This is a genomic window from Kordiimonas lipolytica (assembly GCF_042651265.1).
In the GTDB taxonomy this organism is placed as follows: domain Bacteria; phylum Pseudomonadota; class Alphaproteobacteria; order Sphingomonadales; family Kordiimonadaceae; genus Kordiimonas; species Kordiimonas lipolytica.
The window spans coordinates 332090-346457 of record NZ_JBHSCR010000001.1; the positions used below are offsets into that span (position 1 = coordinate 332090).

The 14368-nt window shown below is 54.4% G+C and carries 9 protein-coding genes; 7 read left to right on the plus strand and 2 right to left on the minus strand.

Annotation, left to right across the window (positions count from 1 at the left end):
- Positions 1 to 31: 31 nt before the first annotated feature.
- Complete coding sequence (locus tag ACFO5Q_RS01515; RefSeq protein WP_197421193.1) at positions 32 to 1120, minus strand: acetate/propionate family kinase; 1089 nt, start codon at positions 1118 to 1120, stop codon at positions 32 to 34.
- A gap of 296 nt (positions 1121 to 1416) precedes the next feature.
- On the opposite strand from ACFO5Q_RS01515, the gene ACFO5Q_RS01520 reads away from it, so the two are divergent.
- The 7 genes from ACFO5Q_RS01520 to ACFO5Q_RS01550 all read left to right on the plus strand — a co-directional run bounded on the left by ACFO5Q_RS01520 (position 1417) and on the right by ACFO5Q_RS01550 (position 11948).
- Complete coding sequence (locus ACFO5Q_RS01520; protein ID WP_156432012.1) at positions 1417 to 1704, plus strand: hypothetical protein; 288 nt, start codon at positions 1417 to 1419, stop codon at positions 1702 to 1704.
- Positions 1705 to 1794: 90 nt separating this feature from the next.
- The gene (locus ACFO5Q_RS01525; RefSeq protein ID WP_082719985.1) at positions 1795 to 3108 is read left to right on the plus strand and encodes a TolC family protein; all 1314 of its coding nucleotides are present in this window, start codon (positions 1795 to 1797) and stop codon (positions 3106 to 3108) included.
- Entirely contained in the window at positions 3101 to 4600 is a 1500-nt protein-coding gene (locus ACFO5Q_RS01530) for an efflux RND transporter periplasmic adaptor subunit (protein ID WP_082719986.1), read from the plus strand. Before ACFO5Q_RS01525 ends, ACFO5Q_RS01530 begins: the two co-directional genes overlap by 8 nt.
- Positions 4601 to 4618: 18 nt before the next feature.
- Positions 4619 to 7795 carry an efflux RND transporter permease subunit gene (locus ACFO5Q_RS01535; RefSeq protein ID WP_068150194.1) on the plus strand — a complete coding sequence of 1059 codons (3177 nt, stop codon included), beginning with the start codon at positions 4619 to 4621 and terminating at the stop codon, positions 7793 to 7795.
- Positions 7788 to 8774 (plus strand): DUF2231 domain-containing protein, encoded by a 987-nt coding sequence (locus tag ACFO5Q_RS01540; protein ID WP_068150198.1) that lies wholly within the window; start codon positions 7788 to 7790, stop codon positions 8772 to 8774. Before ACFO5Q_RS01535 ends, ACFO5Q_RS01540 begins: the two co-directional genes overlap by 8 nt.
- Positions 8775 to 8807: 33 nt before the next feature.
- Positions 8808 to 9164, plus strand: a complete 357-nt coding sequence (locus ACFO5Q_RS01545) for a copper-binding protein (protein ID WP_068150201.1) — start codon at positions 8808 to 8810, stop codon at positions 9162 to 9164.
- Positions 9165 to 9842: 678 nt separating this feature from the next.
- Entirely contained in the window at positions 9843 to 11948 is a 2106-nt protein-coding gene (locus ACFO5Q_RS01550; protein ID WP_068150204.1) for a TonB-dependent receptor, read from the plus strand.
- Between the two features lie 53 nt (positions 11949 to 12001).
- Here ACFO5Q_RS01550 and ACFO5Q_RS01555 read toward each other — a convergent pair whose 3' ends face one another.
- Positions 12002 to 14287 (minus strand): TonB-dependent receptor family protein, encoded by a 2286-nt coding sequence (locus ACFO5Q_RS01555; protein ID WP_082719987.1) that lies wholly within the window; start codon positions 14285 to 14287, stop codon positions 12002 to 12004.
- Positions 14288 to 14368: the final 81 nt, after the last annotated feature.

A 14368-nucleotide genomic window follows, 5' to 3' on the forward strand; every position in this document is an offset into this window, starting at 1 on the left:
TACACTCCATTCCTTTCGGTCACCCAGTCGATCACCTGGCTGGTTGGGCAAACAGCCGGGCAGCTTCGTCTGCCATAAATCTGTTTTCGTCGAGCACCACGACTTCAACAGTCACGTTGCTTTGGGGGGCAGAAATCACACCTCCCGATCCGTCACAGCTTGCGTTGCGACAGTCATCCATCTCGACGCCCAGAAATGCCAGTCCATCGAAACAGCGCCGTCTGATTTCAGGGAGGTGCTCGCCAATACCGCCACCAATAACGATGGCATCTAGTCCCCCGAGCGCCGCAACATAAGCCCCGACATATTTCCGGATACGGTAACAGTACATATCAACCGCAAGTTTTGATTGATCATCGTCAAGCAAGAGAAGGTCTTTTAAGCTCGTGTTACCCCCCGAAACTCCATGCAGGCCGGATCGGCGGTTTAGAAGATCCTCAATCTCGCTTACCGACAGGCCTTTCTCCTGCTGCAGATACAAAAGGACACCAGGATCAATATCACCGCATCGGCTGTTCATCATCAGGCCTTCAAGGGGCGTGAAGCCCATGGACGTGTCAACAGCGCGCCCGTCCCTGACCGCGCAGGCGGAAGCCCCCGAACCAAGCTGCAGACTGATCACGCGACGGGCCTGAGGATTGCGTTTGACGGCTGCCTGCCACATCAAGTGGTGCGCGATACCGTGAAACCCCAAACGCCGGATGCCCAGGCGGGCCGGAATGGCATAAAGCGCGGCATAGTCCGGCATATTGTGAGAGAAGGCGCTATCAAACACTGCCACCTGCGGCACAGCCGCCCCAAACAGCGCCCGACAGGCTTCGATCAGCTCAAGCGCCAAGGGGTTGTGCAGAGGAGCCAGCGGGCTGTTGGCCTTGATGGCTGCAACGACTTTATCGTCAATGAAACAGCTTTCACCATAGGCCGCACCGGCGTGGACAATTCGGTGACAAACTGCTGTGGGGGTCGCATTGCCCTGGGCCTCAATGAATTGACCTATATGTCGGGACAGAACAGTCGCGCCGCCTTTACCGTCGAAGGGCGCCGTCGTGGCGGACCCAGCCTCCCCATCATGCCAGCCAAGCCGCAAACTGGAACTGCCTATGTTGACGGTAAGAAACATTGATCGCACCTTTCGCTTCAGGCAACACATACCGCCTCGATTCCTGAGCAGGCTAAACCTTCCACAAACTGGAAGGTCAAACAGGAAATTGGATTAACGACACACGCCACGATCAACTCGATGTGAACTGTGAAAAGCCCCTTGACCCTGAACTATGGTACAGGGATATGCTTCTGGGCATGCGATTCGTCAGACACATATATGGCGCCCTATTGGCTGCGCTCCTGTTTGTCTCTCTCGCCAGCGCTCCGGTGATGGCGAAGGTTGCTGCGCATGCCTGTTGTCCAGAAACAGAAATGTCTTTTTCAACGACCTATATGGACGGCACGCTCATCCATAGCCAGCATGTCAAAAGCATGGGGCAATATAATGCTCATGGCGACCATGACCGCAGCTCTTCCAAAGCTCCCTGCAGCATCGCATGCTGTGCTGGTTTCGCCAATATTGTCGCGCTGCCCGACCCTTTGGGCAAACAGGACGACTACTATGGTGCGGCACCACTTTATGAGCTGACGCCCCAAGTTGGCCTTTCCGTAACACACTCCATCGTCACCCCCCCTCCACGCCTCCTGACTTTTTCCTAAGGTAGCATTGGTCCGCCAATCTGCGCCTTATGCTGGTATACTTGCTCTACCAGCCAACCATTCCTGTCCTTTGTCAGTTGAGGTTTAGACATGTACCGACAGACGTCCCTAGTCGCTATCGCGACTATTATGATGGCCGTTCCGGGATTGGCATCTGAAAATGCTGTCCCCATAGAGGTAGCGCCAGCTACTCCACGCACCACTATGCAACAAGATGAGCACCAACCCGCCCTTACGATGAAAGAGGCCGTTAGGCTGGCGCTCAATTCCGACGACCCCTATCTTCTGGAGCCCGGCGTTCGCGCGAGCGCCCAACAGGACCGCGCTGTGGCTGACTCGCAGTTGCCCGATCCAAAATTCCGGGCCACATTCGCCAATTGGCCGACAAATAGCTTCAGCTATACCCAAGAACCGATGACTCAGCTTCAGCTGGGATTGAGCCAGAGCTTTCCAAAGGGTGATACGCTCAAATTCAATCGCCAGAAACGGCAGGCATTGGCAGGAATGGAACAGGCCAGACTGGACCTACGCCGCCGCGAGATTGTGCTCGACACACGGCAAAACTGGCTTGATCTCTATTATTGGACTGCTGCCCGGGAAAAGGTCCTGGCCAGCAGAACGGCCATCGCCGAACTGATCGAAGTCATTGAAGCCATCTATGCGACGGGTCGGGAAACCAGTCAGGACGTGTTCCGTGCGGAGCTGGAATTAAGCCTGCTGGATGACCGGCTGGTAGAAATTGACCGCCAAGACGCAATGGTACGTGCCCGACTTGCCCGCCGTATAGGGCAAGACGCGGCCACCAAACAAGTCACCGCGTCCCTACCCCCAATGCGTCATCCTTCCGATATTGCACCACTGACGGAACGCCTCAGCCAACACCCTGCGGCCCGTGTGCAGGAAGCCAATGTGGCGGTAGCGGACAAAGACGTTGGCGTGGCTCGGGAGCAATATAAGCCCGGCTGGTCGGTGAACGTGGGTTATGGCGCACGTGGGGCCGACAGGGCCGACCTAGCTACCGTCGGTGTCGTGATGGATGTGCCCTTATTTACCCAGAAACGCCAGGACAAGCGCCTATCTGCCGCCAAGAAAGACCGGCAGGCCGCCCAGTTGGGGCATGACACCGTCCTTCTTGACCTGAAAAAGATGCTCGACAGCAGCTATGCCGACTGGCAGCGGCTGCAGAAACGCGTGGGCTTGTTCCAATCCGTTGTTATCAAGCGGGCAAAGGAAACGTCCGAGGCGTCCCTGACATCTTATCAAAATGGGGTCACCGACTTTGCAGAACTTGTTCGGGCCCGGCTCGCTGAACTGGATGCGGAGCTTAATCTGCTCAAGCTCCAGAGCGAACGCATGAAGGCCCAGGCTCAACTATTATTCCTCGAGGGGGAAGACGATGCGTAAGACATTAATGATTACTACGGCCACGCTTGCAGTAGGGATTGCCCTTGGCTATGCGGGCAGTCAACTGACAGTCCCAGGCGCCAGTGAAACTGCTGGTTCTGCCAAATCCGGCGAACGCGAAATCCTGTATTGGGTTGCGCCAATGGACGCCAACTATCGCCGCGACCAACCAGGTAAGTCACCGATGGGGATGGACCTGATCCCCGTCTATGCCGATGAAGCCGGTGGTGGGGATGACGCCAACGCGCTGAAAATCAGTGCCGCGGTCGTCAACAATCTTGGTGTCCGGACAGCTGCAGCCACCGTTGCCGATATGACCCGAGAGATCGAAACCGTGGGCTATATCGACATGGACGAAGACAAGACGGCCCATGTCCATGTTCGGACGGCTGGCTGGGTTGAAAAACTGTACCGGAAGGCCGTTGGTGAGGAAGTCAGGAAAGGCGAACTGATTTTCGAACTGTATTCACCTGAACTGGTGAATGCCCAGACGGAATTCCTGCAGGCAATACGCCTGAAGCAGGAGGGCCTGACCCGTGCCTCGCAGGAACGCCTGCGAGCCCTGGGCATGACAGACGGCCAAATCTCGGACATTAGGAAAAGCGGCACTGTCAAACAGCTTGTTGAGGTTCGCGCCCCTCAGGACGGGGTCATTGTAGACTTGGGCATTGGCGAAGGCATGTACATCCAGCCCGCCAAGACCGTCTTTTCACTGGCCGACCTGTCAACAGTGTGGGTGATGGTTGATGTTTTCGAAGGTCAAAGCGATTGGGTCGCAGAAGGCCAGAAGGCAACAATGCAACTGCCATTCCTGCCAGGAGAGACCTGGGACGGAACGGTTAACTATGTCTACCCGATGGTTGACCCTAAAAGCAGGACCGTACAAGTGCGGCTTGCGTTCCCCAACAAAGATGGCCGTCTGAAGCCCAACATGTATGGCGAGATCAGCATTATGGCGGCACCAGAATCCGGCGTTCTTTCCATTCCGCGTGAAGCCCTGATCCGCACAGGTAAGACAGACCGGGTTATCCTGGCCCTCGGAGACGGGCGTTTCCGGCCCGCTGAAGTGATCGCAGGCCATGAGAGCGGCGACAGAGTCGGCATCAAGGCTGGCCTTGAAGCAGGCGAGCGTGTTGTGACCTCCGGACAGTTCCTGATCGATAGCGAAGCCAGCATCAACAGCGCATTCCTGCGCATGCTTGACGCCGGTGCCCCTATGGCGGACATGGCCATGCCGAATGACGACACGTCGCCTTCACCTGAAGAGGTTCAAATCCATCACGGCATGGGGACGGTCAATTCGATTGCGGGCAGCACGATCAACCTGACTCATGATCCGATCCAGTCATTGGGCTGGCCGGAAATGACCATGGATTTCACCGTGGCGCCAGAGGTGGATCTTTCCCTTTTCGAACCAGGTGACCGGATGCACTTCCAACTTCAGCAAGGCGAGGATGGACCCTTCATCATCGTCTCAGCCATGAAAATGTAGAAGACGGAGTTTGAACCCATGATAGCCAATCTTATTCGCTGGTCGGTTCAGAACCGTTTTCTGGTTGTGATCCTGACTCTTCTTTTCGCCGGTTGGGGTGCCTATTCGCTGTCGAAGACACCACTTGACGCCATCCCAGACCTTTCCGATGTACAGGTAATCGTCAAAACCACCTATGCGGGCCAGGCCCCTCAGGTGATTGAAGACCAGGTTACCTATCCTCTGACAACTGCGATGCTGTCTGTCCCAGGTGCTGTAACCGTTCGCGGCTACAGTTTCTTCAACGACAGCTATGTTTATATCATCTTCGAAGACGGCACCGATCTTTACTGGGCACGGTCGCGTGTTCTTGAATATCTCAGCCAGGTTGCCCCCACGTTGCCCGAGGGTGCCAGAACCGCGCTCGGGCCCGACGCAACCGGTGTTGGCTGGGTCTATCAATATGCGCTTGTCGATCGCAGCGGAAAACATGACCTTGCAGAACTCCGGAGCCTTCAGGACTGGTTTCTGAAGTTCGAGCTTCAGACCGTGGAAGGTGTATCCGAAGTCGCCACCATTGGCGGCATGGTCAAGCAATATCAGGTGGTGGTGAATCCGAACCGCTTGCGCGCTTACGACATCCCGCTCCAAATGGTCAAACGGGCGATCCAGCGCGGCAATCAGGAAACTGGTGGTCGGGTGATCGAGATGGCCGAGGCGGAATATATGGTTCGCGCTTCCGGCTATATTGACGACCTGAAGGATCTGGAATCCATCCCCGTTGGCCATACAGCGAACGGCACACCGATCCTGCTCAAGGAAATAGCCGACATCCGCATGGGGCCGGAACTTCGCCGGGGTATTGGTGAACTGAACGGTGAAGGCGAGGCCGTTGGTGGTGTCATCATCATGCGATGGGGCGAAAACGCTTTGGCCACCATTGACCGGGTGAAGGAGAAGCTGGAACTCCTCAAGGCCAGCTTGCCCGAAGGCGTGGAGGTTGTTGAAACCTACGACCGTTCCTCACTGATTGAGCGCGCCGTAGAAACGCTGAACGAAAAGCTCATCGAAGAATTCATCGTGGTAGCCCTTGTTTGCGCTGTATTCCTTTTCCACCTGCGGTCAGCGCTTGTTGTCGTGCTCAGCCTCCCGGTTGGCATTCTGGCCGCGATCATTGTGATGAATGCGCAAGGTATCAATGCCAACATCATGTCGCTTGGAGGCATCGCAATTGCCATCGGCGCCATGGTGGACGCCACGATCGTCATGATCGAAAATTTTCACAAGCACATGGAAGACGAGACAGTCACCAGCGCGAACCGCTGGGAGATTGTCACCAAGACCGCCGTCGAGGTGGGGCCGCCCCTCTTCTTTTCGCTTCTTATCATAACCCTAAGCTTCGTGCCGATCTTCGCGCTCGAAGCGCAAGAGGGGCGGCTTTTTCATCCGCTGGCTTTTACCAAGACCTACGCGATGGCTGCTGCATCTGCCTTGTCTGTCACATTGGTGCCGGTTCTGATGGGCTATTTCATCCGCGGCAAAATCTTGCCCGAACATAAAAACCCCATCAACCGCGGGCTGATCGCAGCCTATCGGCCCTTCATTGGCATGGTCCTGAAGTTTCCGAAAAGCATGGTACTGGTTACCCTGATCATCATGATCAGCGCCTGGTATCCGCTCAGCCGTATCGGCGGAGAATTCATGCCGGACCTTGATGAAGGTGACCTTCTATATATGCCCAGCGCCTTCCCCGCCGTCTCTGCGGGCAAGGTTGCCCAAGTCGTCCAGCAAACCAACAAGCTGATCAAATCGATCCCCGAAGTGGAGGCTGTGTATGGCAAGGCGGGACGCGCTGAAACCGCCACGGACCCCGCACCGCTCACCATGATCGAGACCACGATCAAGCTGAAGCCCAGAAGCGAGTGGCGCGAAGGGATGACCACTGAAAAACTGAAGGCCGAACTGAATAGCCTTGTTCAAGTCCCAAGCCTCACGAATGTCTGGATTATGCCGATCAAGAACCGGATCGACATGCTGGCAACAGGCATCAAAACCCCTGTGGGGATTAAGGTGGCCGGGCCTGACCTGAATGTAATCAGCGAAGTTGGCCAACGCATTGAGGCGGTGATGAAAAATGTACCTGGCACCGCATCCGTTTATGCCGAGCGCGTTACGGGCGGACGCTATGTCAACGCCGAGATCGACCGTGTGAAGGCCGCCCGGTATGGCCTCAATATCGCGGATGTCCAAGAAGTAATCCGTACCGCCATCGGTGGCATGTCTGTGACGGAAAGCGTTGAAGGGCTGGAGCGATACCCAGTCAACCTGCGCTACCCACGGGAATACCGGGATTCACTTGACCGACTTCGGTCTCTGCCCATCGTTACACCCAAGGGCGAACACATCCCGCTTGGGCAGGTGGCCGACATCAATGTCTCAGGCGGCCCCGGCGTGATCAGGTCCGAAAACGCGCGGCTTAACGGCTGGATCTATGTCGACATATCCGGCGTTGATATCGGGTCCTACGTCAAGGAAGCGCAAAGGGTGGTTCGGGAACAGGTTGACTTGCCTGCGGGCTATTCGATCGCCTGGTCCGGTCAGTATGAATATATGGAACGGGCAAAGGCGAAACTGAGCGTCGTCGTTCCTGTCACGCTGATTATCATCCTGCTTCTGCTGTTTATCAACTTCCAGAACCTCACGTCGGTGCTGATCATCATGGGGACACTACCGCTGTCGCTCGTTGGTGGCATCTGGCTGCTGTACCTACTTGGATACAACCTCTCCGTGGCCGTTGGTGTGGGCTTCATCGCCCTTGCAGGCGTCGCCGTTGAGATTGGCGTCTTGATGATAGTCTATCTCAATCAGGCTTGGGAGAAGGTCAAATCCGAGGCTGAAACTGAGGGCCGCCCTGTGGTCACTGCCGATCTCACAAATGCTGTTGTCCAGGGAGCATTGATGCGGGTTCGGCCAATCATGATGACGGTCGCCGTTATCATCGCTGGCCTTCTACCGATCATGCTTGGCTCTGGCACGGGGTCTGAGGTTATGCGCCGGATTGCGGCCCCAATGGTGGGCGGCATGGTCAGCGCCACCATCCTCACGCTCCTGGTGATCCCAGCCATGTATCTGCTGTGGAAAGGGCGTGAAGTGAAACAGCTAACCATCCAGGCATCCAACCATATCAACCCTGTATCGGGAGACGAAAATGACTGATCTAATCATTCCCAACTGGCACCCGTTGCTGGTCCATTTCACGGTGGGTTTGACCGTGAGCTCGACACTGTTTCTTATATTGTCAAAAGTCGTACAGAAGAAGCATGTCACAATATTTGAAACTGCCGGGAAATGGACCCTGTGGCTCGGCGCGGCTATCACCGTTTTGACTGTGCTGGCAGGCATTCAGGCTTTCAACAGCGTCGCGCACGACGATATTGCCCACAAGGTGATGAAGGTTCATCGGGCCTGGGCGCTCGGGACGGCGGCCACAATCATTTTGGTTGCGGTTTGGGTCTACAAGTCGAAGACCATCTCGGCCGCTGTCATCGCGGCCAGTCTGGCGCTTACAGGCCTTGTGGGCGTGACCGGTTATTTGGGCGCAGAGCTTGTATACCGCCATGGCCTTGGCGTCATGCGCCTGCCTGACGCCAGCGGCGAAGGCCACGACCATGGCGGCGATGCATCACACAGCCATGACAGCGATCACCAAGAGGAAGCCGCTGGTCACGACGAGGACCACGATCACGCTGCTGCGGGAGTTGAGAGCGACCGACATGAACCAACAGCGCCCGCGGTTATAGATGGTCATTCACATTCAGGCATGTCGGCGCAGGACTATGCCCAGCACTTTCAAGAAGCCCTATACAGCGGCAATTTCGAGAGTGTGGCCGCAAGTTTTGCCGCAGACGCAGTCATCTTCGAGAACGGCGTGCGGGAAGCGTCACTCGAAAACTACCTGGAACATCACTTGAAGCCAGAGATGCCCATGCTTGAGGCAGCACAACGCAAGCTCCTCAAACAAGATGTTCAAGAGAAAGCCAATCTAGCAGTCGTCACCACGTCAGCGACACTTTCATTCATGAACAACGATAAGCGCTACGATTTTTACAGCGTCGAAACTCTTGGCCTTGTGAAGGTGGACGGAGAATGGAAGGTATCACACGCCCATTGGTCCTCCCGTCCCATAAAAAAATAGTGACAATTTGGCAATTCAAATAAAGGAAAAGTCATGAGAAAAATTTTGAAAGCCCCCCTGACCGCCCTCACAATTATCGGACTGAGCTCACTCTCGGTCCATGCGGGTGGTGATAGTCATGAACACAAAAGCCATCAACGCAAGCACGCCGCCGAAAAGCAGGTAATGGTGCATGCCAAGGTGAATAGAATCGACGCTGACAAGCGTACAATCAACGTCACCCATGGTGCCATCAAAGAGCTCAACTGGCCCGCGATGACTATGGATATGAAAGTCGCCAACGACGTTGACTTAGATATTCTAGAGACAGGTCAGGAAGTCATGGTTTCCCTCGGCCGTGGAGAAGATAGTATCTACATGATCACAAAGGTGATGGTCCACGGTCACTAGGGCGGGAGGCCCCGGGCAGTTTCCTCTCAGTGCCTGGGGCCTCTATTCTTGACCCATCTGGTTGTGATGCTACCTTAGGAACAATTGAATAGGGGAGATTAAGCTGATAGCGAAAACGTTCAGTCACATTTTCCTTCTGGTCAACATTCTCGTGTGGATCAGCGCACCTGCTCTTGCGCTTTCCTCAGGAGAGCCCCTTCATAAGGGCGGAAGCCTTGCAGACCTTGTTCAGGGCCATAGCATATTCCTAGCTCTTGAAGATGTGGATTCCGAAACACTAAGGAATACCAACACGGCAGAGCTTGATATGTTCATTGGGCTTCATATTGCTGAAACTGCGCCGGATGATTGGACTCATATCCATGGCACTCTTGACGGTTGCTGCGCGGCCGGCGGCCTTGTCTGTGACGCAGGCCTCACCTTCAGCACAATGCACGCCCATTATTATATCGGTCAACTAACGCACTGTGCCCATACGGTGTCCAACCTTTCGGGTATTGAAACTCCCCCACTTTACCATCCTCCCAAAGTGTAAGGCGCGGACCAGCCGCATGCTGCCTATATAGCGCCGCATGCACAAGCTGACGCGACTTTTCCCAAAGTTCGAAATTCAAAACCACACGCCCGAGGGGGCTGTGTGAATTGGTCAACGGGCACTTTTGCCCCGTGGAGGAAATTATGACGTATCAATCAAAATCAAAATACACTCTGACGTGCACGACATGTGCCGTCGCCCTGCTTTCTAGCGCTGCCATTTCCGATGACAGCGACAAGAATGAGATGTTTCTTGAAGAAGTAATCGTTACCGCACAAAAGCGGGAGTCCAGTCTTCAGGATACTCCTATCGCGATGACAGCAATGACGGGAGAGATGCTTGAGAAAATCGGTATACGCACCATTGAAGACTTCCAGTTCTTCGTCCCTGGCGTCACGGTCACCAACGATTCCATGGCGATCGTGAATATCCGCGGCATCGGCACATCAGCATTTGGGGTCGCGACAGACCCAAGCTCAACCGTACATTTCGACGGCATCTACCAGCCACGCCCAACCACCGGCTATCAGGATATGTTCGACGTAGAACGGCTGGAACTGCTGCGCGGTCCGCAAGGGGTGCTGTTCGGTCGCAACTCCGCGGGCGGTACGCTCAATGTGATCTCGAAAGCTCCAAGCGAGACCTTCGAGGGTACCTTCGGAGTTACATTGGGAAATTACAACAAGCGCACATTCAGCGGTACCGTTTCAGGTCCGCTGAGCGACAATATTCGCGCACGCCTAACTTTGCTGAAGAATGACAGGGATGGCATCTACACCGACATTAATTCCGGTGACAAATATCAGGATCAGGACACGTTCGCGGGCCGTGCTACGGTGGCCATTGATTTTACTGAAAATTTCGAGATGATCCTGCGCGGTGACTTCAGCAAGGAAAGGGAAACGGGCTACCCTGCCGTCCGCACCTTCTATCCAGACGAATTCGCAGACGCTGGAGCCACGATCCCCACCAACAGGGATGAAGTAGCGTTCGACACCAAGCCGGTAAGCAATGCCGACATCTGGGGAGTGTCGGCTACTGCCATCTGGAGCGGCGAAGACTATAGCTTCAAGTCGATCACGTCCTACCGGGAAAGTGAGATAGATCAGGTTATTGACGCCGACGCAACAGACCTGACCATCTTCGATATCGGCTTCCAGGAAAACTCGCGCTCCTTCACGCAGGAACTCCAGCTTTCCAACAACAACCCTGAGCGCCTTGAATGGATCGTGGGTGCCTTTTTCCTGAATGAAGACGGTGACGGCGGCATTGATATCCTGTTCGAGGACCCGAAGATCAATATTCCAGAACGTAACGTCACCAATGCCTATGCCCTGTTCGGCCAGAGCACCTACAGCGTGACAGACCGACTGCGCGCCACCGTGGGCCTGCGTTACAGCTACGAGAAAAAAAGCTACAACTATTCCACGGCAGTGAACGGCACGGAAGTAGATAGCGGCTCGCCTACCGACGATTGGAAGGCTTGGACACCACGCTTTGCCATTGATTACGACATCAATGACGACGTGATGGCATATATTTCGGCAACTCGTGGTTTCAAATCCGGCGGTTTCCAGCTTGGGGACGCCAGTTCATTCGATCCTGAATATCTCTGGAGTTATGAAGCGGGCGTGAAATCCACTCTGTTCAACAAACGCATGCGAGCAAATGTCGGTGTATTCCAGTATGATTACACCAACCTTCAGGTGGTTGAATATATTGGCGGCGTAGCCACCACATCCAATGCCGGTCAGGCCACCATCAAAGGCATTGAGGGCGAGTTTGTGGCGCGCGTTGCCGATGACTTCGATGTCAATGCAACCATTGCCTACCTGGACGCCAAATATGATGTCTTCTTCGAAGGCGGGGAGGACTTCTCTGGCAATCGCATCTCCAACTCGCCGAAGTGGGCGTATTCGTTCGGTGCCCAATATACGTACGATATTGGCGACAAGGGCTATATAACCTTGCGCGGAGACTTTGCTTGGCGTGACAATGTCGATTTCAAGCGGAACAACCTACCGCAGTACCGGGCGGATACCTATTCGCTTCTGAACGCGCGCATTGCCTACACCACGGCAGACGAACTGTGGGAAGTATCGCTATACGGCCAGAATCTGACCAATAACCGTTATGCCACATATATCACAACAGGACGCAACGTCGCAGGGGCCGCCGACAGTAGCCTGCCCGTTACCGTTTTTGGCGAACCTCGCCAATATGGCATCCAGCTGAAGCGGAACTTCTAAGGCTCGGCTCCGAAACATGAGTGGCGGGGAAATCCCCGCCACATTTCACCCGATTAAAAGCTATACTTCACGCCACCGATTACGGTGCGCGGCTTGCCCGGCAAAAGGCCCATAGGCCTCCGGGAAACAGCATAAACGTGGTCCAGCAGGTTATCGACATTCACAAACAGGCCAATACTATCGTTCAATTGATAGCTTAACGCAAAATCGACAACCATACGCCCTTTCACTTTCTCCTCATCTTCAATAACGCCAGAACTAGGCTCCGTTCTGGTGGCCGAAACATAGTTTGCCTGCAGCGTGGTGCTGAACGCATCAGAGGCTAGCCCCATCCCCAAGGTCAACTGATGCCGGGCCAGGTAAGGAAAGTGATCACCCTTCTCGACTTCGCCCCAGAAACTATCAGAGAAACTGGTCCGAAATTCTGAGTCCGTAAAGGTATAGTTGAAGGACAAAGGCATGGTCCAAGTGCCTGAAAGATCGATATCGTAACCTCCTACCAGCTCAAGACCATATACGCGGGCAGCACCGCCGTTGAATTGGTCGCCAATATCGCATTGCCCCGCTTGACCGGACGCCGCCGTACAGTCACCAAGAATATTGCTATAGTCAGAATAAAACAAAATGCCTTCAGCGTAAAATCCGCCCCTGTCGTATACTAGCCCACCTTCTACATTGAGGCTGCTTTCCTCTCGTGCGCTCGGGTTGCCAGCACCGGGCGGGTTGAAGCCGCGAAACAAACCACCGACGATATTCAAGTTGTCAGAGTATCTGTAGCTCACGCCGATTCCTGGTACGAATGTACTGATTTTGACTTGCGGCTTGCTTGTGCCCGCAGTCTGTCGCTCGGCATCTCCGGTCCAGTCCGTCCGATCAAGCGTAATCGCTTCAAAGCGCATCCCCGGTACAATTGTCCAGTCACCAATCGAGATTGTGTCCTGTGCGAAGAAAGCCCAGGCTTTCGCCTCTACCAATCGATTTCCTGCATCACCCAGGTTATCAGCTGAAGAAAAGACCAATCCACCATCGATCATCGAATAGCGCTCATTGTATTGAAGCCTGTCTTCATTGTCCTCGTGATATCGCAGTGAGATCTCCAGATCATGCTCTGCCTTACCCGTAGAGAAAGGGATCGCAAACAGAGACTGGATACCCTGAGCCGTGTATGTTCGGTCATTGTGCCGGATACGCATAGCACCGTCTGCACTATCTGCCCCCCCTCTTAACCAACTGATCTCAACGCTACACCGGTCAGGGTTTGCAATAATATAAGAACCGCTGCTGCTCCCGCATGCATCCGTAGTGTTCTTGAGGTCATGAAGTTTGAACCAGTCGCGCTCAAATGTGTTCCGATAGGCGGTTGTGACCACTTCCACATCCCCAAACTGAGCCTGATGCGTGAGCTGGATTTGTTCATGTTTCGTGTCGATATTATCCAGTGCGCTCGCGGCATACCGCATGTAGGGATTAGCTGTAAAGTCAGCGTCTGAGAGACCCAGGTAAGTCTCGTTTGACGAACCATCTGTTCTCGACACCTTAATCTCGATGGATTGAGGAACCTTGGCATCGGCACCGGTCTTGACCCTGAACTTGGCCAAATAATCCTTCACGTCAAAGCCTGTGTCCCTGCCGTCTGGCAGTTCTTTAAAGCCTTCATTGCCCGAGCTGAAAAATTCCACCATTCCGCTGATATTTTTGCCTGACCCGCCAATTACGCCGTGTGTAGTGGCCAGGGCGTCACTGCCTAGTTGCTGCTCAAGAAAGCCGCCGAATTCATCGGGGATGCGTCGGCTGACAAGATTGATCGCGCCACCGACAGAACGTGGGCCAAACTTCACAGCTGCAGAACCCTTTCGCACCTCTACGGCCTGCATGCGGCCCGCAGTAGGGAAATAGTAAGCTGCCGGTGCAGCATAGGGGGCCGGCGCAATCAAAACGCCATCTTCCATCAATGTAATTTTGGAAGATCGTTCAACACCTGATCCCCGTAGCCCGATATTCGGGCGCAGCCCATAACCGTCTTCTTCCTGAATATTGACGCCGGGCACCATACGCAGCGTACGCAATATATCCTGATATTTGAATGTATCGAGATCTTCTTGGCTGAGCCGGGTTGCCGAACCTGGGACCTTTGACCGGTCTGTCCTTTCCCCAATCACTTGGATACGCTCTACATCCAGAAACTCAATCGTGGGTTCATCCACCCCATATGCGTTTACGGAAATAGCAATGAGGGCTGCAGTCGAAACAGAGCCGAGCAGTGCTGTGTTTATAGTTTTGCTTTTCATCTTTTGTTCCATTTTCGCTAATTTGCGAATGCTTTTGCGTGTTATTCGCATTAATTTTGCTAAAAAGAAGCGCTGGCAGATTTCCTTATCAAAGGATCAAACAGCGCTCTTGTTGATGGAGCCGCCCGCCGC

Bases quoted from the DNA above. Each gene is read 5' to 3' on its own strand.
- ACFO5Q_RS01515 (WP_197421193.1), bottom strand. From the start codon at position 1,120: ATGTTTCTTACCGTCAACATAGGCAGTTCCAGTTTGCGGCTTGGCTGG.
- ACFO5Q_RS01520 (WP_156432012.1), top strand. From the start codon at position 1,417: ATGTCTTTTTCAACGACCTATATGGACGGCACGCTCATCCATAGCCAG.
- ACFO5Q_RS01525 (WP_082719985.1), top strand. From the start codon at position 1,795: ATGTACCGACAGACGTCCCTAGTCGCTATCGCGACTATTATGATGGCC.
- ACFO5Q_RS01530 (WP_082719986.1), top strand. From the start codon at position 3,101: ATGCGTAAGACATTAATGATTACTACGGCCACGCTTGCAGTAGGGATT.
- ACFO5Q_RS01535 (WP_068150194.1), top strand. From the start codon at position 4,619: ATGATAGCCAATCTTATTCGCTGGTCGGTTCAGAACCGTTTTCTGGTT.
- ACFO5Q_RS01540 (WP_068150198.1), top strand. From the start codon at position 7,788: ATGACTGATCTAATCATTCCCAACTGGCACCCGTTGCTGGTCCATTTC.
- ACFO5Q_RS01545 (WP_068150201.1), top strand. From the start codon at position 8,808: ATGAGAAAAATTTTGAAAGCCCCCCTGACCGCCCTCACAATTATCGGA.
- ACFO5Q_RS01550 (WP_068150204.1), top strand. From the start codon at position 9,843: ATGACGTATCAATCAAAATCAAAATACACTCTGACGTGCACGACATGT.
- ACFO5Q_RS01555 (WP_082719987.1), bottom strand. From the start codon at position 14,287: ATGCGAATAACACGCAAAAGCATTCGCAAATTAGCGAAAATGGAACAA.